Annotated in this window: 17 protein-coding genes; 10 read left to right on the forward strand and 7 right to left on the reverse strand. The window is 74.1% G+C overall.

Features of this window, described 5'->3' with window-relative positions; genetic code table 11:
• On the forward strand, positions 1-1,686 hold a 1,686-nt coding region (locus tag EPD83_RS17515), incomplete at its 5' end, for a metallophosphoesterase family protein (protein ID WP_165566941.1).
• A 10-nt stretch (positions 1,687-1,696) separates the two neighbouring features.
• Positions 1,697-2,197: a nucleoside deaminase gene (locus EPD83_RS17520; RefSeq protein WP_128366131.1), complete on the forward strand. Its 501-nt coding sequence runs from the start codon at positions 1,697-1,699 to the stop codon at positions 2,195-2,197.
• A gap of 91 nt (positions 2,198-2,288) precedes the next feature.
• On the opposite strand, the gene EPD83_RS17525 is transcribed toward EPD83_RS17520, so the two are convergent.
• The 5 genes from EPD83_RS17525 to EPD83_RS17545 form a co-directional block, all read right to left on the reverse strand.
• Positions 2,289-3,194 (reverse strand): sucrase ferredoxin, encoded by a 906-nt coding sequence (locus tag EPD83_RS17525; RefSeq protein ID WP_128366130.1) that lies wholly within the window; start codon positions 3,192-3,194, stop codon positions 2,289-2,291.
• A 59-nt stretch (positions 3,195-3,253) separates the two neighbouring features.
• Positions 3,254-4,531 carry a sugar ABC transporter permease gene (locus EPD83_RS17530; RefSeq protein ID WP_322095804.1) on the reverse strand — a complete coding sequence of 426 codons (1,278 nt, stop codon included), beginning with the start codon at positions 4,529-4,531 and terminating at the stop codon, positions 3,254-3,256.
• Positions 4,528-5,289 carry an ATP-binding cassette domain-containing protein gene (locus EPD83_RS17535; RefSeq protein WP_128365343.1) on the reverse strand — a complete coding sequence of 254 codons (762 nt, stop codon included), beginning with the start codon at positions 5,287-5,289 and terminating at the stop codon, positions 4,528-4,530. The genes EPD83_RS17530 and EPD83_RS17535 overlap by 4 nt, the downstream gene beginning before the upstream one ends.
• 75 nt (positions 5,290-5,364) lie before the next feature.
• On the reverse strand, positions 5,365-6,465 hold the full coding sequence (locus tag EPD83_RS17540) for a substrate-binding domain-containing protein (protein WP_128365338.1): 1,101 nt from the start codon (positions 6,463-6,465) through the stop codon (positions 5,365-5,367).
• 143 nt (positions 6,466-6,608) lie between these two features.
• A complete protein-coding gene (locus EPD83_RS17545; RefSeq protein WP_128365337.1) occupies positions 6,609-7,799 on the reverse strand; it encodes an ROK family transcriptional regulator in 1,191 nt (396 codons plus the stop codon).
• Positions 7,800-7,929: 130 nt separating this feature from the next.
• Here EPD83_RS17545 and EPD83_RS17550 point away from each other — a divergent pair, with 130 nt between their 5' ends.
• Complete coding sequence (locus EPD83_RS17550) at positions 7,930-8,988, forward strand: SGNH/GDSL hydrolase family protein (RefSeq protein ID WP_235950691.1); 1,059 nt, start codon at positions 7,930-7,932, stop codon at positions 8,986-8,988.
• 18 nt (positions 8,989-9,006) lie between these two features.
• Here the strand turns inward: EPD83_RS17550 and EPD83_RS17555 are convergent, their stop codons facing one another.
• Positions 9,007-9,966, reverse strand: a complete 960-nt coding sequence (locus EPD83_RS17555) for a sugar-binding transcriptional regulator (protein WP_164896087.1) — start codon at positions 9,964-9,966, stop codon at positions 9,007-9,009.
• 140 nt (positions 9,967-10,106) lie between these two features.
• Here EPD83_RS17555 and EPD83_RS17560 point away from each other — a divergent pair, with 140 nt between their 5' ends.
• The 7 genes from EPD83_RS17560 to EPD83_RS17590 all read left to right on the forward strand — a co-directional run bounded on the left by EPD83_RS17560 (position 10,107) and on the right by EPD83_RS17590 (position 18,782).
• Complete coding sequence (locus tag EPD83_RS17560; protein WP_128365335.1) at positions 10,107-11,471, forward strand: ABC transporter substrate-binding protein; 1,365 nt, start codon at positions 10,107-10,109, stop codon at positions 11,469-11,471.
• Positions 11,468-12,424: a carbohydrate ABC transporter permease gene (locus EPD83_RS17565; protein ID WP_128365334.1), complete on the forward strand. Its 957-nt coding sequence runs from the start codon at positions 11,468-11,470 to the stop codon at positions 12,422-12,424. The genes EPD83_RS17560 and EPD83_RS17565 overlap by 4 nt, the downstream gene beginning before the upstream one ends.
• A gap of 119 nt (positions 12,425-12,543) precedes the next feature.
• Entirely contained in the window at positions 12,544-13,338 is a 795-nt protein-coding gene (locus EPD83_RS17570) for a carbohydrate ABC transporter permease (RefSeq protein ID WP_128365341.1), read from the forward strand.
• Entirely contained in the window at positions 13,335-14,828 is a 1,494-nt protein-coding gene (locus tag EPD83_RS17575; protein ID WP_235950692.1) for a mannitol dehydrogenase family protein, read from the forward strand. Before EPD83_RS17570 ends, EPD83_RS17575 begins: the two co-directional genes overlap by 4 nt.
• Positions 14,829-14,896: 68 nt before the next feature.
• Positions 14,897-16,321: a xylulokinase gene (gene xylB / locus EPD83_RS17580; protein WP_128365333.1), complete on the forward strand. Its 1,425-nt coding sequence runs from the start codon at positions 14,897-14,899 to the stop codon at positions 16,319-16,321.
• 40 nt (positions 16,322-16,361) lie between these two features.
• A complete protein-coding gene (locus EPD83_RS17585) occupies positions 16,362-17,624 on the forward strand; it encodes a saccharopine dehydrogenase family protein (protein WP_128365332.1) in 1,263 nt (420 codons plus the stop codon).
• Between the two features lie 18 nt (positions 17,625-17,642).
• Positions 17,643-18,782: a glycerate kinase gene (locus EPD83_RS17590; RefSeq protein ID WP_128365331.1), complete on the forward strand. Its 1,140-nt coding sequence runs from the start codon at positions 17,643-17,645 to the stop codon at positions 18,780-18,782.
• Here the strand turns inward: EPD83_RS17590 and EPD83_RS17595 are convergent.
• The coding region (locus EPD83_RS17595) for an NAD(P)-dependent oxidoreductase (protein WP_268951212.1) at positions 18,766-19,068 on the reverse strand (303 nt) is incomplete at its 5' end. The genes EPD83_RS17590 and EPD83_RS17595 overlap by 17 nt on opposite strands.

A 19,068-nucleotide genomic window follows, 5' to 3' on the forward strand; every position in this document is an offset into this window, starting at 1 on the left:
CTGCTGGCGGCGGTGGCCTCGCTCGGCGTCGGGCTCTCCGGCGGCTCGTTCGGCCTGCACGAGCGGGTCGTCGCCGCGCTCACCGCGCTGGGCCCGTTCGCCGTGGCCGTCGGGGTCTGGTGGTCGGGCGGGCACCGGGTCGGTTCGCGGCGGCTGCGCCACGGGCTGGCCGCCCTCGTGCTCGTCGTGGGGTGCGTCCTCGCGGGAGTGGCGGCCACGGCGCTCGCGCCCGCCACCGCGCACACCCGCACCTACCAGGCGACGGTGTCGCTGGACGCCGACCCCGCGCACGTCGGCCGGATCGTGGCCGAGACGACCTTCGGCGACGCGCGCGTCGGCTTCTCCGGGCTCGCCCCCGGCATCCGCGCCGTCCCGCAGGTTCGGGCGAGCATCGCCGACGTCCTCGCCCGGCCGCAGCTGAGCCTGGCGAGCCTGCGCCCGGGCCCGGGCGAGCTCGACGCCGCGGTCCGCGAGGTCGCCACCCGGCTGCTCGGCCGGTTCGCGCTCGGGGCGCTGCTGCTCGTCGTCGTCGTCCTCGCGGTGGCGGGCGGCGCGCGCCGTCGCCGCCCGCCGCGCTGGCTCGTCGGCGCGGCCGCGGCGTCGTGGCTCGTCGCGACCGTCGGGACGTCGGCGGCGATCTACACGACCTACCAGCCGAGCCGGCAGCAGTCGTTCACCGCCACGGAGGTGCTCGGCACCCTGCAGCGCAACCAGGGGCTGCTCGGCGACGTCGAGACCCGCGCCACCCAGGTGACGCCGTACCTGCGCAACCTCCTGGCCCTCTCGACCGCCCTGCAGCAGAAGTACGCCGCGGGGGCGCTGGAGTCCGACCCCGCGCTGCGGGTCCTGCTGGTCAGCGACGTCCACGGCGGCAACCAGTACCCGCTGATGCGGACGGTCGTGCGGGACCAGAGCATCGACGTCGTCGTCGACACCGGCGACCTCGTGAACTTCGGGACGGCCGAGGAGGGCGAGGCCGCCGGCGTCTTCGACGGCATCGCCTCGCTCGGCGTCCCCTACCTCTTCGTCCGCGGCAACCATGACGCGACGAGCGCCGGCGACACCGCGCTGCTGCGCCGGATGGCCCGCGTCCCGAACGTCGTGCTCCTCCAGCCCCCGGGCGGCGGGTACACCGAGGTGACGGTCGGCGGCGTACGGATCGCCGGGTTCGACGACCCGCGCTGGTTCGGCGACTCCGGCACCGGCACCCGGGCCGCGCAGCTCCCGGCCCGCGACGCCTTCCGGGCCGCGTTCGCCGGCCGCACCCCGCCGGACGTCGTCGCCTCGCACGAGCCGTGGGCGCTGGCGGGCGTCGAGGGCGGGGTACTGCTCAACGGGCACATGCACGTCAGCGACCTCGAGGGCAACCGGATCCAGGTCGGCACCTTCACCGGCGGCGGGCCCTTCTCGCACTTCGTCGCGGACGACGCGACCACGAGCGGCGAGCTCGAGGGACAGGGCAGTGCGTTCGACGTCCTCACCTTCGGCACCGACTGCCGGCTGTCCTCGCTCACCCGCTACCGCTTCCACGACGTCCTCGAGGGCCGCCCGTCCTACGACGACGTCTCGATCGTCAACGGCAGCGGCATCGACACCCGGCCGGCGGACCCGGGGCGCACGTGCACGCCCGGCGGGGCGCTGGAGCAGGAGGCGGTGACGGCTCCGGCCGGGCCCGGTGCGCCGTAGGCTCGCCCGGATGACGACCGACCCGTCCGGGCTGACCGACGAGGACCTGCGGCACCTCGCGCGCTGCGTCGCGCTGGCCGAGGAGGCCCTCGACGCCGGCGACCAGCCGTTCGGGTCCGTCCTCGTGGACGCGTCCGGGCGGGTGCTGCTCGAGGAGCGCAACCGCGAGGGCGGAGGCGACGCCACCCGCCACCCCGAGCTCGCCCTCGTGCAGTGGGCCGCCCGTCACCTCGCGCCGCAGGACCGGGCGTCGGCCACGGTCTACACCTCCGGCGAGCACTGCCCGATGTGCGCCGCCGCGCACGCCTGGGTCGGCCTCGGCCGGATCGTCTTCGCGACCTCGGCCGGGCAGACGAGCCGCTGGTCCGCCGAGCGCGGCGCCGCCCCCTCCCCCGTGCTGCCCCTGCCCGTGGCCGAGGTCGCCCCCGGCGTCCCCACCGTCGGTCCGGTCCCGCGCTTCGCCGAGGCCATGCGCGCGCTCCACCTCCGCCGTCCGGACGGCGAGGCCTGACCCCGGGACCTTCGGGTTCGCCGGGGAACGGAGGGGGTGCGAACCCGAAGGTTGCGGGATCAGGCGAGGAAGTGGGAACGCCCGGAGGGGGTCAGGAGGGGGTGACGGTGGTGCGGGTGCGGTACTCGACGTGCGGCTTGGGGCCGGCGCCGCAGCTGAGCGGCTCGAACGGCCGCTCCTCGACCTCGACCTCGACGGTGAGGCGGTCCGGGACGGGACCGTCGCCGAAGACCTGCACGCGGGCGGGGGCCCCGTTGCGCGCGGGCTCGACCTGCCCGGGCACGGCGTCGTCGAGGCCGGCGGGCCCGTACTCGGCGAGCACGGCGGCGACGGCGGCCTGGACCTCGGGCTCCCAGCGGGTGACGCCGCGCAGCAGCTTGGCCGCGACGATCCCGGACAGGTGGGCGCGCACGACGTCGGCGGCGATCTCGGTGTCGAGGTAGCCGTAGCAGACCCCGTCGGGGAGGGTGAGCAGCGTGCCGGCGAACCGGTGCCCGCCGAGGTGGGTGCACTCCCAGACCTCGTCCTCCCACTCGCGCACGAGCCGGGCGACGATGGGCCGGCCGCGCACCGCGCAGCAGGCGTCGCGGGTGCCCTGGGTGCACACGAGGATCATCGGGTCGGCGTCGGTGTCGCTGGCGCTGAGCTGCAGCCCCAGGGCCCGGGCGGCCTTGAGCAGGTCCTCGCCGGTGCGCCAGGTGCCGCGCACCCACGTCCCGCGCACGGTGTCGACGGCGAACCACGACGGGTCACCGGGGTCGGCGGCCCGTCGGCCCTGACGGCGGATGAGCAGCGCCCGCCCCCCGAAGGACGCGCACGTCGACTCGATCTCGGCGCCGATCCGGCCGGTCATCGGCGGGGTGTCCAGCGGCTGCTTGGACCACGGGCCGGGGTGCTCGACGAGGAGCCAGCGCGAGGCCACCGGGGCCGACCCCGCGAGGGAGTCACCCCGGTGCCGGGCCGCGGCGGAGCAGCGGGAGAGATCGGTCAGGGCCACCCGCGCGATGCTACGCGGGTGGCCCTGGGACGACGGGGACGGACCCCGGGTGGTTCCGGTCAGGCGCGACCGTGGGCCGCGCGGCTGCGCCGGCTCAGGCTGTCGATGACCACCGCGAGCAGCAGGACCGCACCGGTGACGATGTAGCGGATGTCCGCCGACACCGACAGCAGGGCCAGGCCGTTGCTGATCGAGAAGATCACGAGGATGCCGAGCAGGGCCGAGTACGCCGACCCGCGTCCACCGAAGAGCGAGGTGCCGCCGATGACCGCCGCCGCGATGGCGTTGAGGTTGGTGTCCGCGCCGCCGCTGCTCTGGTTGGCCGAGGCCAGGCGGGCCGCGGCGAAGATGCCGCCGAGGGCCGCGAAGGTCGAGCACAGGGTGAAGACCGTGAGGTAGATGCGCTTGACGTTGATGCCGGCGCGGCGGGCGGCCTCGACGTTGCCGCCGATGGCGAGCACCGACCGGCCCCACGTCGTGCGCCGGATGAGCAGGTCCATGACGACGACGAGCGCGACGAAGAGCACGACCATGTAGGACAGGCCGCGGTCGCGGTTGAGGACGGACACGACCACGAGCAGCAGCACCGCGACGATGGCGGCCCGGACGGCGACGGTCGTGAGGGCGGGCGCCGAGAGTCCGGCGGCCTTGCGGCGCTGGTCGGTGCGCAGCCGGGCCAGCAGGTACACGACCGGGACGGCGACCGCGACGACGTAGGCGAGCCACTCGGGCAGGAACAGCTGCGAGGCGAACTGCACGAGCCCGGACTGGAACGGGATGTTCACCGTGCCGTCGGTGCCGAGCACGCGCAGCTGGAAGCCGAGCAGCGCGAGCAGGCCGGCGAGGGTGATGACGAAGCTCGGCACCCCGAAGCGGTTGAACAACAGCCCGTAGACGAGGCCGACGACGGCCCCGGCGGCGAGCGCGATGACGACCGCGAGCCAGATGCTCATGCCCTGGTTGACGAAGAGGACGGCGAGGATGGCGCCGGACAGACCCGACATCGAGCCGATCGACAGGTCGATCTCGCCGAGCAGGAGGACGAGGACGACCCCGATGGCCAGGGTGCCGATCGGCACCATCTGCAGGGTGAGGTTGACGAGGTTGCGGCTGCTGATGAAGGCCGGGTTGAGGCCGTAGAAGACGGCCCAGATGATGACGAGGCCGATGACCACCGGCAGCGAGCCGAGGTCGCCGGACTTGATCCGCTGCCACGTCGCGCTGGCCCAGCCGCCGACGCCCTGGCTCGCGATGAGGCGCTCGTCCTGGAGGTCGGCCGGGACCGAGTCCGCGACGTCGGTCGGCTCGGCCGGGGGCGGGGTCTGCGAGGTGGTCACGACTGCTCCTCCTGCGGGGCCCGGCGGGCGGCGCGGGCGGTGACGGCGTTGGTCGTCGCGCCGGTGATGGCGGCGATGATCTCCTGGCTGCTGGTGTCCGCGACGCGGTAGACGCCGTTGTTGCGCCCGAGCCGCAGGACGGCGACCCGGTCGGCGACGGCCATGACGTCGCTCATGTTGTGGCTGATGAGGATGACCCCGAGCCCGCGCTCGCGCAGCCGCTCGACGAGGTTCAGCACCTCGGCGGTCTGGGCGACGCCCAGGGCGGCCGTCGGCTCGTCGAGCATGACGACCTTGGGCTCCCCGAGCAGGGAGCGGGCGATGGCGACGGTCTGCCGCTGACCGCCGGAGAGGCTGGCCACGGGGATCCGCACGCTGGGGATCTTCGCGCTGAGCTCGCGCAGGAGCCGCCAGGACTCCTTCTCCATCGTCACCTCGTCGAGGGCGCCGGCGTGCTTGCGCTCGTTGCCGAGGAAGAGGTTGCCGACGACGTCGAGGTTGTCGCAGAGCGCGAGGTCCTGGAAGACGGTCGCGATGCCGAGGTTCTGCGCCTCGGACGGCGAGGTGATGGTGACGGGGTTGCCGTCGAAGACGACCTCCCCGCCGTCGGGGGCGTACACGCCGGCGATGGTCTTCACCAGGGTGGACTTGCCCGCGCCGTTGTCCCCGACGAGAGCCACCACCTCCCCGGCTGCCACGTCGAACTCGATGTCCTTGAGGGCCTGGACGGCGCCGAAGCGCTTGGACACACCGGTCATCGACAAGACGGGCGCCGGGGTGGTGGTGGTGCTCACGTACTGCTCACTCCTTCGTGAGTGCGGGGAGGTCGGACGTCACTCGATGCCGAGCTTGGCGCAGGCGTCCTTGTACTGGCCGGTGCAGACGTCGGCGGCCTTGTAGAAGCCGTCGGCGATGATCGTGTCCTTGATGTTGTCCTTGGTGACGACCACCGGGTCGAGCAGGGTCGCGGGGACGCCCTCCTTGTCGGCGGACGCCTCCGGCTTGCCGCCGTCGGCGAGCGCGATGGCGGCCTTGGCGGCGTCCTCGGCCTCGGGCTTGATCGCCTTGTAGATCGTCAGGGCCTGGTCGCCCGCGATGATCCGCTGGATGGCGGCGAGCTCGGCGTCCTGGCCGGTCACCGGCGGCAGGGGCTTGACGCCGCCGCCCTTGAGGGCCGCGATGGCGCCACCGGCGGTGCCGTCGTTCGCGGCGTAGACGCCGACGAGGTTGCCCTTGAGGGAGCCGACCTGGCCCTCCATCCACGCCTGGGCCTTGTCCGGGCTCCAGTCCGGGGTGTCGTACTCGGCCTTGATCGTGTAGCCGCTGCTGTCGAGGACGCTGTGCGCGCCCTTCTTGAAGTCGGCGGCGTTGGCGTCGGTGGGCGAGCCGTTGATCATGACGATGTCGCCGCTGTCGTTGCCCTCGGCCTTCATCGCGTCGACGAGACCCTGGCCCTGCAGCTCACCGACCTTCTGGTTGTCGAATGAGACGTAGTAGTCCGAGCCGGTGACGAACCGGTCGTAGGCGACGACGGGCACGCCCTGGGACTTGGCGCTGTTGACGATCGTCGCGGCGGACTTGCCGTCGACGGCGTCGAGCACGAGGACGTCGACGCCCTGCGTGACGGCGGCCTCGGCCTGCTGCTGCTGCTTGGCCGCGTCCTGCTCGGCGTTGCTGTAGACGACCTCGCAGTCGGAGCAGGCGGCCTTGACGGCGGCCTCGAACAGCGGCTTGTCGAAGGCCTCGTAGCGGGCGGTCTTGTTCTCGGGGAGGAGGAGCGCGATCTTCTTGCCGCCGGAGCCGGAACCGGAGTCGCCGGAGGCCGAGCCGCTCGCACCCCCGCCCGAGTCGTCGCTGCCGCAGGCCGCCAGGCCCGTCGCGGTGAGGCCGAGCGCGAGGGCCGCGCCGGCGATCCGGGTGAACCGAGTGGTCATGTGTGTTCTCTCCTCGCATGACGTCCGCAGCCACCTTGGTGCGGGCTCCCCCGGATTCAACTCGCTTCAGGTCTTGACGTCAAGACGTGAAGTCAAGGTTGGTCGATTCCGTCATCGAACCGAGACCTCTCCGGGGTGGAGGGTCAGCCGGTGACGAGCGCGGCGCGGTCGGCCTCCTCGCGGACCTGGTCGGCCAGCGTCAGCGCGCCGAGGACGTCGGCCTCCTCCGGCGCGAGGGCACCGGTGCGCACCTCGACCGTGGCCGCGGCGCTCGGGATGGCGCACCGCTCGATGGCGTCGCGCATCGGGCCGAGCACGATCTCGCCGGTCCGCGCCACCTGGCCGCCGAGCGCGACGACCTCCGGGTTGAGGAGGTTGACGACTCCCGCCACCGCGATGCCGAGGTGCCGGCCGGCGTCCTCGAGGACGCGGCGACAGCCGTGGTCGCCGTCCAGGGCCCGGGAGATGACGTCGCGCAGGGTCAGCGCGCCGTGGCTCGGCCGGAGCGCCGAGAGCACCGGCCCGGCCCCGACGTAGGTGTCGAGGCAGCCGCGGTTGCCGCAGCGACAGACCGGGCCGTGCTCGTCGATGGTCACGTGGCCGATCTCACCGGCCGTGCCCGCGCTCCCCCGGAAGAGCTCGCCCCCGAGGATGAGGCCGGCGCCGACGCCGTAGGACACCTTGAGGAAGACTCCCGTCGAGACCCCCTGCAGCGCACCGAATTTGAACTCACCGAGGGCGGCCAGGTTCGCCGTGTTGTCGATCCGGACGGGGACCCGGACCGAGTCGGCCATGGCCCGACCGACGGGCACCCCCCGCCAGCCCGGCATGATCCCCTCGGACCCGACCTCGCCGGAGACGGTGTCGATCGGCGCCGGCAGCCCGACGACGAGGGCGCGCAGGTCGCCGGCCGTGTGACCGGCCTGCTCCGCGAGCTCGGCGACGAGCCGGGCGGCGCGCTGCATGCCCTCGTCCGCGGCGTGGTTCGCCGGCAGGGGCATCCGCTTCTGGCTCATCACCTCGTCCGCGGAGGCCCCGATCGCCACCCGGATGTCCCGGTCGCCGAACACGGCGGCCGCGACGAGCCCGAGCGAGGAGGCGATGGACACCTGCGTCGCGCGCCGGCCGTTGCGGATGCTCGGCCGCAGCCGCACGGCGCCCGCGACGTCCAGCTCCTTGACGAGGTTGGAGACGGTGGCCGCCGACAGCCCGGTGACCCCGGCGATCTCCACCTGGGTGAGCGCCCCGTGCTCCCGCACCGCGTCGAGGACCCGCAGGCGGTTCATCTCCCGGAGGGAGGCCTGCGAGCCCGGCGCCGCGCTCGTTGAGTTCACGCGGTAAAGATAAAGGACGGGGACGCCCGCTGGGAAGGCACGGCGACGACGCGACCCGCTCGACGCGCGGATCCGCCGCGGCGGCCCTACCGTGTGGCGGGCCCGTTCCGCCACCCCCAGGAGGTCACCCGTGTCCCGACGACGTGCCATGGTCCTCGGCGCCGCCGCTGCTGCCGCCGCGCTCGCGCTCCCCCTCGCCCCGGCCTCCGCCGCGGGTGCGTCCTACGTCGCGCTCGGCGACAGCTACTCCTCGGGCACCGGCACGCGGGACTACATCGCCGACGGCACCTCGTGCCTGCGCTCGGTCGCCGCCTACCCCTCGCTCATCGCCTCGGCCAAGGGCTACGCGCTGAACTTCCGCGCCTGCTCGGGAGCGCGGGTCGCGGACGTCGCGAACAGCCAGCTCGGCGCCCTCTCGGCCTCGACCGCGTACGTGTCGATCTCGGTCGGGGGCAACGACGCCGGGTTCGCCGACGTGCTCACCGAGTGCGCCAAGCCGGCGTGGATGAGCAACTGCACCGGCGCCGTCGACGGCGCCCGCTCCTTCATCCGCTCCACCCTGCCCGCCCGCCTCGACACGCTCTACGCCCGCATCCGCAGCGCGGCGCCGAACGCGAAGGTCACCGTCGTCGGCTACCCGCGCATCTTCAACGGCGAGGACTGCAACGCGTTCACGTGGTTCTCGCCGACCGAGGAGAGCCGCCTCAACGCGACGGCGGACCTCATCAACTCCGTGACCTCGCAGCGCGCGTCCGCCGCGGGCTTCTCCTTCGCGGACCCGACCTCGCGCTTCGTCGGCCACGCCGTCTGCGACGACGCCGAGTGGATCAACGGCCTCTCCAACCCGATCGTCGAGTCCTACCACCCGAAGAAGAGCGGCCACGCGTCCGGCTACACCCCGACGGTCAGTCCCTACCTCACCGGCTCGACCGTCACCGTCACCGCCGCGGTCCGCCGCCAGGCCCGCGCCTCGGAGCAGCGGCTCGCCGAGCAGCAGCGCGGCTACGCGGCGCTCGACGCCTCGATCCGGGCGGAGACCGTGCGCGTCCCGGACCTGCACTCGCCCGAGGCCCTGGCCGCGGCGCGCCGGGCCGGCGTCGACGTCGACGACCGCCGCAGCGTGGACGCCGCCGACCGCCGCTACAGCGCGCGCCAGGCGGACCGGCTCTCCGCCCGCGGCGACGGCTGACGGGTCGGGGGCGGGCCCTCAGGCGCGGCGGGCGAGGGCGCGGCCGAGGGCCCGGTCGACGACGAGGGAGCGCCCCCAGCCCCCGAGGAGGAAGGCCCGGACCGCCGTCGCCTTCTCGGGGCCGGTGGCCAGGGCCAGCACCTCACGGACGCCTCGCAGCCCGGCGCCGTCGACCGTCACCATCCGGTCGACGAGCTCGGGGTGCAGCTCGCGGCCGTCCTCGTCGAAGAACACCCCGAGCGCCTCGCCCACGGCACCGGTGGCCGCGACCTCGGCGCGGGTCTCCGGCGGGAGTGCGTCGTGGATCGAGGAGTGCCCGTCCCGCCAGGCGCCGATGCTCACGACGGCGACGGTGACCTCGGCGACCCGCGCCAGCGCGCTGGCGACGGCGGGCTGGCGGCGCATCGCCGCCGCGCTGGAGGCGTCGTCGAGGATGAAGGGCGCGTAGTAGACGTGCGCCTCGGCGCCGGCCAGCGCCGCCGCCGCGCGGACGACGTCGACCGGGGTGTGCTCGCCGGGGATGACCATCGAGCCGCTCAGCTGGACGACCGGCACCGCCGGCAGGGCGGGCAGGGCCTCGACGAGGGCGCTCAGCGTGCGGGCCCAGGGCAGGCCGAGCACGTCCCCCGGGCCGACGACGTCGAGCAGCAGCTCGGCGCCGGCCGTCCCCACCCGGGTCCGACGCAGCGCGGGCTCGTCGGCGCAGTCGACGACGACGCAGCGGGCGAGCCCGTAGGCGTCGCGCAGCTCGGCCGACAGCTCGCTGTCGACCCCGCCCCGGTCGACGATCTCGATGCGGACGATGCCGCTGGCGCGCGCCGACTCCAGCAGCCGCGCCACCTTGAACCGGCTGAGCCCCAGTGCGGAGGCGATGTCGACCTTGCTCTCCCCGCCCAGGTAGTGGCGCCGGGCCACCTCGGCGGCCAGCACGGCGTCCGGGGCGCGCAGCGGCGCGCGCTCGGGCACCGTCTCGGTCACGACGTCCATCCTCTCGCGGCGCAGGCCGGATGGGGGCCCCGTCGCGGGCTTTCCCGTCCCGGCGCCTCCGGTTGACACCTGCCTCCCGCGGCACTCTAATCAAGTGAGCGGATTATGGCTCAGATGAGCGAGGAGGGGCAATGACGCCCAGGACACGACGCCGAGCCGGGGTGGCCGCAGCCGCCGCCCTGACCGTGGCGCTCAGCGGCTGTGCGGGATGGGGTGGGGGCGCGGTCGGCGGCGGCGGCGACTCCATCAACGTCCTCATGGTCAACAACCCGCAGATGATCGACCTGCAGAACCTCACGGCCGCCAACTTCACGAAGGAGACGGGCATCCGGGTGAACTTCACCGTGCTGCCCGAGAACGACGTCCGCGACAAGATCAGCCAGGAGTTCTCCAGCCAGGCCGGCCAGTACGACGTCGCGTCGCTGTCGAACTTCGAGGTCCCGATCTACGCCAAGGCGAAGTGGATCACCCCCCTGGACGACTACATCGCGAAGGACAGCGCCTTCGACCAGGGCGACATCCTGAAGTCCATGACGACCTCGCTCTCCAGCGACGGCCAGGTCTACGGGGAGCCGTTCTACGGCGAGTCCAGCTTCCTCATGTACCGCAAGGACGTCCTCCAGGAGAAGGACGTCACGATGCCGGAGAAGCCGACCTGGGACGACGTCGCGAAGATCGCGGCCCAGGTCGACGGCGCCCGGCCCGGCATGAAGGGCATCTGCCTGCGCGGCCAGCCCGGCTGGGGGCAGATCTTCGCCCCGCTCACCACCGTCGTGAACACCTTCGGCGGCACCTGGTTCGACGAGGACTGGAACCCCCAGGTCGACTCCCCCGAGTTCAGGGCGGCGGTCCAGTTCTACGTCGACCTCGTCCAGCAGCACGGCGAGAACGGCGCCCCGCAGGCCGGGTTCGTCGAGTGCCTCAACAACCTCACCCAGGGCAACGTCGCCATGTGGTACGACGCCACGTCGGCGGCCGGCTCGCTCGAGGCCGAGGGGTCGCCGGTCAAGGGCAAGATCGGCTACGCGCCGGCGCCGGTCAAGGAGACCGACAGCTCCGGGTGGCTCTACACCTGGGCCTGGGCCATCCAGGAGGCGAGCACGAAGAAGGACAACGCCTGGAAGTTCGTCTCCTGGGCGTCCAGCAAGGAGTACGAGGAGCTCGTCGGCCAGGAGCTCGGCTGGGCCAAGGTCCCGAGCGGCAAGCGCGCCTCCCTCTACGAGAACACCGACTACCTCGACGTCGCGTCCGCCTTCGCCGACCCGACCAAGGCCGCCATCGAGGCCGCCGACCCGGAGAACCCGGGGGTCCAGCCGCGACCCGCGATCGGCATCCAGTTCGTCGACATCCCCGAGTTCCCCTCCCTGGGAACGCAGGTGAGCCAGTACGTCAGCTCCGCCATCGCCGGTCAGATGACCGTCGACGACGCCCTGAGACAGGGGCAGGGCCTCGCCGAGGACGTCGCGGAGCGCTACCAGAAGGCAGGCCAGCAATGACGACGTCCGCCACCGAGGTCCCCGTCGACGACACCGCCACCCGGCCCCCGGACGACGGCCGCTCCGACCGGCTCGCCAAGAGCGGCGCCTGGGCCCGGCGGGCCCCGCTGCTGCCGGCGCTGGTCTTCGTCATCGTCCTCACCCAGCTGCCGTTCCTCGGGACGATCGTCGTCTCGTTCATGAACTGGAACGCGTACTACCCCGACGAGCGCGGGTTCACCGGCTTCGACAACTTCGTGCGCGTCTTCACCGACGACAACGCGCGCTCGGCGGTCGTCGTGACGATCGTGCTCACCGTCTCCGTCGTGCTCGTGAGCCTCGTGCTCGGGCTGCTCATCGCGCTGCTGCTGGACCGCAAGTTCCGCGGCCGCGGGGTGGTGCGGACGCTGATGATCACCCCGTTCCTCGTCGTGCCGGTCGCGGCGGCGCTGCTGTGGAAGCACGCCCTCTACAACCCGGAGTACGGCCTCCTCAACGGGATCCTCACCTGGGTCTTCGGCGAGGGCGCGCCGCAGCCGGACTGGATCAGCAACAACCCGCTCATCTCGATCGTCGCGGCGCTGGTCTGGCAGTGGACGCCGTTCATGATGCTCATCCTCCTGGCCGGGCTGCAGAGCCGGCCGATGGACGTCGTCGAGGCGGCGAAGATCGACGGCGCGAGCTCGTGGCAGATCTTCACGAACATGACGCTGCCGCACCTGCGCCAGTACATCGAGCTGTCGGGGCTGCTCGGCGCGATCTACGTCGTGCAGAACTTCGACCACGTCTTCACCATCACGAGCGGCGGGCTCGGCACGGCCAACCTGCCGTACTTCATCTACCAGACCTTCTACACCGCGCAGGACTACGGGCGGGCCTCGGCGGCCGGCGTCGTCGTCGTCATCGGGACGATCATCATCGCCACCCTCGCCCTGCGCACGGCCTTCAGCCTCTTCAAGGAGGAGTCGCGATGAGCACCGAGCAGCGGATCGACAGCGTCAAGGACGAGGCCCGCACCGCGCCCCGCGGCGAGGGTCCCAGCGCCCGCCAGCGGGTGCAGGACGTCCGCCACCGCAAGGAGCCGCGCTCGGCGATGCTGCTCACCGCGGCCGCGTGGGTCATCGGCATCCTCTTCGCGCTGCCGGTGGTGTGGATGATCCTCACCTCGTTCCACAGCGAGACCGACGCGGCGAAGAACCCGCCGGACCTCTTCGCGCCCCTCTCGCTCGAGGGCTACCGCACCTTCTTCGACGCCGGGCCGTGGCCGCCGCTGCTCAACTCGCTGACCGCGAGCATCGTGTCGACCGCGCTCGTCATCGTCCTGGCCTTCCCGGCGGCGTACGCCCTGTCGATCCGGCCGGTGAAGAAGTGGACCGACGTCCTGTTCTTCTTCCTCTCGACGAAGATGCTGCCGATCGTCGCGGGCATCCTGCCGATCTACCTCTTCGCGCAGACCACGGGCCTGCTCGACAACATCTGGCTGCTCATCATCCTGTACACCTCGATGAACATGCCGATCGCGGTGTGGATGCTGCGCTCGTTCCTCGCCGAGGTCCCCGTCGAGATGCTCGAGGCCGCCCAGGTCGACGGCGCCAACCTCATGACGACGCTGCGCCGGATCATCGCGCCGGTCGTCATGCCCGGCATCGCCTCGGCCGCGCTCATCTGCTTCATCTTCAGCTGGAACGAGCTGCTGCTCGCGCGGGTCCTCACCTCCACCGTCGCCCAGACCGCGCCGGTCTTCCTCACCGGCTTCGTCACCAGCCAGGGGCTCTTCCTCGCCAAGGTGTGCGCGGCCTCGTTCGTCGTCTCGCTGCCGGTGCTCGCCGCCGGGTTCGCCGCGCAGGACAAGCTCGTCCAGGGCCTGTCCATGGGGGCGGTCAAGTGACCGACGCGACCACCGTCGTCCCCCTGCGGGCCGACCGGCTCGGCGACCTGCCGTCCTCGGTCGACCGGCCGTCCTACGACCGGTCGGCGGTCACGCCGGGCATCGTGCACGTCGGGGTGGGCGGCTTCCACCGGGCGCACCAGGCGATGTACCTCGACGCCCTGATGAACCGGGGCGAGGCGCTGGACTGGGGCGTCGTCGGCGTCGGGACGATGCCGGGCGACCGGCGGATGCGCGACGCGCTGGCCGGCCAGGACCACCTCTACACCCTCGTCGTCAAGCACCCGGACGGCCGGCGCGAGGCCCGGGTCGTCGGGTCGCTCGTCGGCTACCTCTACGCGCCGGACGACCCCGAGGCCGTCCTGGAGCGGATGTGCGACCCCGCCACCCGGATCGTCTCGCTGACGGTGACCGAGGGCGGCTACCACGTCGGCCAGGTGACGGGCGAGCTCGACGCGAGCGACGAGGCGCTGCAGGCCGACCTCGCCGACATGACCGCCCCGCGCAGCGTGTTCGGCTTCGTCGTGGAGGCCCTGCGGCGACGCTTCGCCGCCGGCACCGCGCCGTTCACGGTGATGTCGTGCGACAACCTGCCGGGCAACGGCGACGTCGCGCGGCGGATGATCACCGCGTTCGCCCGGCTGGCCGACCCCGCGCTCGCGGACCGGCTCGAGGCCGAGGTCGCCTTCCCCAACGCCATGGTCGACCGGATCACGCCGGTGACCTCCCCCGAGGACGTCGAGGCGCTGCGCGAGGAGGGCGTCGAGGACGCGTGGCCGGTGGTCTGCGAGCCCTTCACCCAGTGGGTGCTCGAGGACCACTTCCCCACCGGGCGGCCGGCCCTCGAGGACGTCGGGGTGCAGGTGGTCGACGACGTCGTGCCCTACGAGCTGATGAAGCTGCGGCTGCTCAACGCGAGCCATCAGGCCCTGTGCTACCTCGGCTACCTCGCCGGGTACCGGTACGCCCACGAGGTGTGCCAGGACCCGCTGTTCGCCGGCTTCCTGCTCGGCTACATGGAGGACGAGGGCAGCCCGACGCTGCCCGAGGTGCCCGGCGTCGACCTCGACGCCTACCGCCACGAGCTCGTCGAGCGGTTCGCCAACCCCGAGGTGCGCGACACCCTGGCCCGGCTCTGCGCCGAGTCCTCCGACCGCATCCCCAAGTGGCTCGTCCCGGTCATCGACCACAACCTCGAGCACGGCGGCCGGGTCGAGCGCTCGGCGCTCGTCGTCGCGTCCTGGGCCCGCTACGCGGAGGGCACCGACGAGGCCGGCGAGCCGATCGAGGTCGTCGACCGGAGGGCGGACAGCGTCATGGCGGCCGCCGCGGCGCGGTCCGAGGACCCGCTGGCCTTCCTGCGCGACCGCGACCTGTTCGGCGGACTTGCCGACGACGAGCGCTTCACCGGTCCGTACCTGCGGGCGCTGGAGTCACTGCACGAGGTCGGTGCCCGCGCGACGCTGGAGCGCTGGGAGGCCGGGACGTAGGACGCGCCGGCGACCCTGACAGGATGGGTCGCGCACCGTCGCCTCAGGTTCCGATGGAGGATCCCCCCATGACCGACCGGACGCTCGTCGCCGGGGTCGACACCTCGACCCAGTCGTGCAAGGTGGTGGTGGTCGACGTCGCCACCGGGGAGGTCGTGCGCACCGGCCGCGGCACCCACCCCGACGCCACCGAGGTCGACCCGCGCCACTGGTGGGAGGCCTGGGAGGCCGCCACCTCCGGCGGGCTGCTCGACGGGGTGTCCGCCGTCGCGGTCGGCGGGCAGCAGCACGGCATGGTCCTCCTCGACGACGCCGGCGAGGTCGTCCGGCCGGCGCTGCTGTGGAACGACACCCGCTCGGCCGGTACGGCGCGCGACATCGTCGACGGGTTCGGCGGGGCGCAGGCCTGGGCCGACGCCGTCGGCATCGTGCCGCTGGCCGCCATCACCGCCGCCAAGCTGCGCTGGGTCCACGACGAGGAGCCGGCGTCGATGGAGCGGGCCGCGACCGTGGTCCTCCCGCACGACTGGCTGACCGGGCGCATCCTCGCCGCCGACGGCGCGTTCACCGAGTGGACCACCGACGCCGGCGACGCCTCGGGCACCGGCTACTTCGACGCCGGCGCCCGCGAGTACCGCCCCGACCTGCTGCGCCTGGCCGCCGGGCGCGACCTCGCCGTCCCCCGGGTCGCCGGGCCGGCCGAGGTCGTCGGCCGGACGCGCGGCGGCCTGGCCGTCGCCCCCGGCACCGGCGACAACATGGGCGCCGCGCTCGGGCTCGGCCTGCGCCCCGGGGACGTCGTGGTCTCCCTCGGGACGAGCGGCACCGCCTTCGCCCGCCACGACCGCCCGACGGCGGACCCGAGCGGGTTCGTCCAGTCCTTCGCGGACGCCGAGGGCGGGTTCCTGCCGCTGGTCTGCACGCTCAACGCCGCACGGGTCCTCACCTCGGGCGCGGCGATGCTCGGGACCGACCTCGCCGGGCTCGACGAGCTCGCCCTGGCCGCCGAGCCCGGGGCGGGCGGGCTCACCCTCGTCCCGTTCCTCGACGGCGAGCGCACCCCGAACCTGCCGACCGCCACCGGCTCGCTCCACGGCCTGACCCGCGGGAACACCACCCCGGAGAACCTGGCCCGGGCCGTCGTCGAGGGCATGCTGCTCGGGATGGCGGGCGCGGTCGACGCGGTCCGCGACCGGGCCGGCTGCCCCGTCGAGCGGGTGCTGCTCATCGGCGGCGCCGCGCAGTCACGCGCGGTGCAGACCATCGCGCCGGACGTGCTCGGCGCCCCGGTCGCGGTCCCCGCACCCGGCGAGTACGTCGCCGTCGGCGCGGCCCGGCAGGCGGCCTGGGCCTTCTCCGGTGACGACGCCCCGCCGCGGTGGGACGTCGCCGTCGACGCCACCGTCGACCCCTCGGACGCCGAGCGGGGCGGCGAGGTCCGCGCCCGCTACGCCGAGGTGCTCGCGACCCTCTACCCCGGCGCCACCACCTGACCCCCGTCGCCGGAGGTGACCGGCGGGTAGGTTTGCCCCCATGACCGACGCCGACCGCGAGCTGGACATCGTCCTGTTCGGTGCCACGGGCTTCGCCGGCCGCCTCGTCGCGGCGCACCTGGCCGAGCACGCCCCCGAACGGCTGCGCATCGGCATCGCCGGGCGCTCCCGGGAGCGGCTCGAGGACGTCCGTACCGGCCTGGGCTGGTCCGCCGCCGACTGGTCCGTGCTCGTCGTCGACGCCCTGGACGAGGCCGCGGTCGCCGACCTCGTGGCCCGCACCCGGACCGTCGTCACCACCGTCGGGCCGTACGCCCGGCTCGGCGCGCCGCTGGTCGACGCCTGTGCCGCCGCCGGCACCGACTACCTCGACCTCACCGGCGAGGTGCTCTTCGTCCACCGCAGCATCGCCGCCAACCACGACGCCGCGCGGGCGTCCGGGGCGCGGGTCGTCCACGCCTGCGGCTTCGACTCGATCCCGAGCGACCTCGGCGTCATGCTCTGCGCCGACGCCGCGCGGGCCGACGGCGCGGAGCTGGGCACGACGCGGCTCGCCGTCCGCTCGATGCGCGGCGGCTTCAGCGGCGGCACCGTCGACTCGATGCGCACCCAGGCGATGGAGATGCGCACCGACCCCTCCACCCGCCGCGTCGTCGCCGACCCGTGGGCGCTGGCCGAGGGCGGACGCCCGCCGCGCACCCCGCGTCCGACGCCCGGCGTGCTCGACCGGGTCACCCGGGTCGCCAAGGCCTCGCCGGTGCGCCGCGACCCCGACAACGGGCACTTCACCGGGCCGTTCGTCATGGCCGCGTTCAACACCCGGGTCGTCGCCCGGTCGGCCTCGCTGCTCGGGTACGGCGACGGTTTCCGCTACGTCGAGTACTCCGACTACGGGTCCGGTCCCCGTGGCGCCGTCACCGCCGGCGTCGTCTCCGCCGGGCTGCTCGGCGCGGTCGCGGGCTTCGGCTTCTCCCCGACCCGGGCCCTGCTCGGCAGGGTGCTGCCGGCCCCGGGCGAGGGGCCGAGCGCGGAGACGATGGCCAAGGGCCGCTTCCGCTTCGAGGTCACGGCCCGGGCGAGCACCGGCGCGCGCTACCGCTCGGTCGTCGCGGCCCCCTACGACCCCGGGTACTCGGGGACGGCGATCATGCTCGGGCAGGCCGCGCTGGCCCTGGCCACGGGCGACGAGGGGCTGCCGGACGCCGCCGGTGTGCTCACCCCGGCCACCGCGCTGGGGATGCCGCTCGTGCACCGGCTGCGCGCGCACGGCTTCACCCTCGACGTCGAGCGCCTGCCGGACTGACCCGCCGACGTGGGCGCAGTGACGACCCGGCCGCCGCGCGTCGTCGTGGCCGCGGACTCCTTCAAGGGCTCGCTGGCCTCCACCGCCGTCGGCGAGGCCGTCCGCGCCGGGGTGCTCGACGTCCGGCCGGACGCCGTCGTCACCGTGCTGCCGGTCGCCGACGGCGGCGAGGGCACGGTGGACGCCGTCCTGGCCGCGGGCTTCGCCCCGACGACGGTCGAGGTGCCCGGGCCGACCGGCGAGGGGGTCACGACGACGCTCGCCGCGCGGGACGGCACCGTCGTCGTCGAGCTGGCCGACGCCTGCGGCCTCGGGCGTCTGCCCGGCGGGGTGCCGCGGCCGCTCACGGCGTCCAGCCGGGGGCTCGGGGTGGCGATCCGGGCCGCGCTGGACCTGCGGCCCGGCACGATCGTCGTCGGGGTCGGCGGCTCGGCGAGCACGGACGGCGGGGCGGGCATGCTCGCCGGTCTCGGGGCCCGGGTGCTGGACGCGGACGGACGCGACCTGCCCGGCGGCGGGGGCGCGCTGGAGCGGGTCGCCGCCCTTGACCGCTCTGGGCTCGACCCGCGGCTGGCCGGCGTGCGTCTCGTCCTCGCCGCCGACGTCGTCAACCCCCTGCTCGGGCCGGACGGCGCGGCCGCGGTCTACGGGCCGCAGAAGGGGGCGTCCCCCGCGGACGTCGTCCGCCTCGACGCGGCGCTGGCCCGCTGGGCCGCGGTCGTCGACCCGGGCGCCGCCGGCCGGCCGGGCGCCGGGGCCGCGGGCGGGGTGGGGTTCGCGGCACTGGCCGTGCTCGGCGCCGAGCGGGCGTCCGGGGTCGAGGTGGTCCTCGACGTCGTGGGGCTCGACGCGGCCGTGCGCGGCGCCGACCTCGTCGTCACCGGCGAGGGCTCGCTGGACGCCCAGACGGCGTCGGGCAAGGCGGTCACCGGCGTCGTCGCCCGCGCCGCGGCCGCCGGGGTGCCGGTCGTCGCGGTGTGCGGGCGCTCGACCCTGGACCCGGACGGGGTGCGGTCGCTGGGCCTGGCCGGCGTGTACCCGCTGAGCGCGCTGGAGCCGGACGTCGACCGCTCGGTGCGTTACGCGGCCGCGCTGCTGCGCCGGGTGGGGGCCCGGCTGGCGCGGGAGCGGGTGGGCCGGCTCAGCCCACCGGGGTGAGCGGCTCGTCGCCGCCGAGCACGGCGAGCACGTTGTCGGCGGCGAGGCCGGCCATCGCGGCCCGGGTCTCGACGGTCGCCGAGCCGATGTGCGGCAGGAGGACGACGTCGTCGCGCCTCAGCAGCCCGGGGTGGACGCGCGGCTCGTCCTCGAAGACGTCGAGCCCGGCGCCGGCGATCGTCCCGGCCTCCAGGGCCTCGGCCAGGGCGGCCTCGTCGACCACCGGGCCGCGGGCGGTGTTGACGAGGTAGGCGGTCGGCTTCATCCGGGCCAGGGCGGCGGCGTC

Source organism: Phycicoccus flavus (assembly GCF_004025965.2).
Classification (GTDB): domain Bacteria; phylum Actinomycetota; class Actinomycetes; order Actinomycetales; family Dermatophilaceae; genus Phycicoccus; species Phycicoccus flavus.

What these genes read in the sequence shown, in the direction of transcription:
- EPD83_RS17520 (WP_128366131.1), top strand. Translation starts at nt 1,697, where the DNA reads ATGACGACCGACCCGTCCGGGCTGACCGACGAGGACCTGCGGCACCTC.
- EPD83_RS17535 (WP_128365343.1), bottom strand. Translation starts at nt 5,289, where the DNA reads ATGACCGGTGTGTCCAAGCGCTTCGGCGCCGTCCAGGCCCTCAAGGAC.
- EPD83_RS17540 (WP_128365338.1), bottom strand. Translation starts at nt 6,465, where the DNA reads ATGACCACTCGGTTCACCCGGATCGCCGGCGCGGCCCTCGCGCTCGGC.
- EPD83_RS17560 (WP_128365335.1), top strand. Translation starts at nt 10,107, where the DNA reads ATGACGCCCAGGACACGACGCCGAGCCGGGGTGGCCGCAGCCGCCGCC.
- EPD83_RS17565 (WP_128365334.1), top strand. Translation starts at nt 11,468, where the DNA reads ATGACGACGTCCGCCACCGAGGTCCCCGTCGACGACACCGCCACCCGG.
- EPD83_RS17570 (WP_128365341.1), top strand. Translation starts at nt 12,544, where the DNA reads ATGCTGCTCACCGCGGCCGCGTGGGTCATCGGCATCCTCTTCGCGCTG.
- xylB (WP_128365333.1), top strand. Translation starts at nt 14,897, where the DNA reads ATGACCGACCGGACGCTCGTCGCCGGGGTCGACACCTCGACCCAGTCG.
- EPD83_RS17585 (WP_128365332.1), top strand. Translation starts at nt 16,362, where the DNA reads ATGACCGACGCCGACCGCGAGCTGGACATCGTCCTGTTCGGTGCCACG.